The 1,564-nt window shown below is 47.1% G+C and carries 1 protein-coding gene; it reads right to left on the bottom strand.

Features of this window, described 5'->3' with window-relative positions; translation table 11 throughout:
• Positions 1 to 264 precede the first annotated feature (264 nt).
• Entirely contained in the window at positions 265 to 1,485 is a 1,221-nt protein-coding gene (locus D7V92_RS21785) for a transposase (RefSeq protein ID WP_121737183.1), read from the bottom strand.
• Positions 1,486 to 1,564 lie beyond the last annotated feature (79 nt).

Raw genomic sequence — 1,564 nt, 5'->3', positions numbered from 1 at the left:
AATGGTTCGGAAATATGCACCGTTTAGGTGCTTCATTTCCTTGTTCAAGGCAGTTTTACCCACCATACACTATTACATATTATATAGAACTTCAATTTTAGACTGCTGTTTCCGGCAGAAAGAGGTGTGAAGTTCATGCCTGCACCCCGTTCGTTTTATTACTGCTCTTATCCGTATTTCACTCATTTTCAGTTCTCCTTTCTTTCGTTTCATGGGATTTTTCTGTTTTTGTTCACGGCAAGGCATAGCTATCCCATGTTGCTGTCATGCCGCTTTTTTCCGGTGTATGTCGCAATGCTCCAGTACAACCGTATATGTGATGTCACTACTCATTACCGTAGTGTGGCTGTAAACTCTCATCCGTCCGCAATGCTCGCAGAAATACGGGTTCTCGTATTCACTTTCTGCCTGTTGCAACTCGGCTTCCTTTATTTCGCTTTCATCCCGTCCGAAGTATTCTTCCGGCAGGTTGCCTTTGTTGGAATAGAAGCCGTAGTACCTCACGATGCGGAAATAGCGCAGTGGAACGTGTTGCAGCAACCGGGGGAAGAACTCCCGGTAATGCAGTGTCAGTTCCTTTTCAACCGGGTTTCTCCTGTCGGGTGAGTTCCTGTAATCACGGTAACGGAATGAAATGTTCTCACCGTCCATTGCCGTAATCTTGTATTCACTCAGGCACGCCCGCTTGGAATACCTGCCCACATACTGTATCACCTGCTCCGGCATCTGTATAGGCTGCTCCAAATGTACAATCCAGTCCTTTTTGTTCGCCACTTTTTTGATGAAGCCCATAAACTCCATGCGGTCATGGAAGTCATGCTCCAGCCTGCCCGTGTCGAACAACCCTATCAGCGCATTTTCAAACTTGTAGCGGAACACCTTGCGGATTGAGGGGATATGTACATAATCACGTTCGGGGATGACAATCTTTCCGTTGCTGTCAATACCGCCCCACGACATAATCATGTGCGTGTGTACATGGAGTTGTTTCGTTTCCCCGTAGGTATGCAGTACGGCAATCACTCCGGTTTTCAAGCCGAACTTGTGCTGCATCCAGTCCTTAACGGTTTCAGCCGATGTGCGCATCAGGATATTCAATATTTCTTTCTTGTTGCGCTTCACCAAGTCCAGTAATATATGCGGCAAGGTCATAACCACATGGCGGTGTGGCACTCGCAGCAACTTGTCTTTCATGCGTGCCGCCCATTTCAACGTGTCACGCCAGCCACATGACGGGCAGAAACGGTTCTTACAGCTATGACTGATTTCCCGTACTTCTCCACAATCGGGACAAACGTATGTGTCTATCCCCAAAGCGGCTGTACGGCACACACGGATAGCGTTCACCGCCTTGTACTGTTCGGGGGTGATGTACTCCGCCGGGTGCTGTGCGTACTCGTCCCACCACCGATTGAAGAAGTCGGATAAACGGTACTTTTTCGTTTTGCAACCGTCTGTGTATATGTCGTTTAACAAATCTGTCATGCTCGTGTCGTTATTTCCTTTATCTTTGCCAAATCTTTGTAAGTCTCTGATTTATAGTTGTTTTAATTGCCTTGAATTT

The organism is Parabacteroides sp. CH2-D42-20 (genome assembly GCF_003670185.1).
GTDB classification, from domain to species: Bacteria; Bacteroidota; Bacteroidia; order Bacteroidales; family Tannerellaceae; genus Parabacteroides; species Parabacteroides distasonis.
The sequence above is the reverse complement of the archived record's forward strand: the minus strand, read 5'-3'. Positions and strand labels throughout refer to the sequence as shown.

Excerpts from the sequence above, each read along its gene's own strand:
- D7V92_RS21785 (WP_121737183.1), bottom strand. The coding sequence starts at position 1,485 with ATGACAGATTTGTTAAACGACATATACACAGACGGTTGCAAAACGAAA.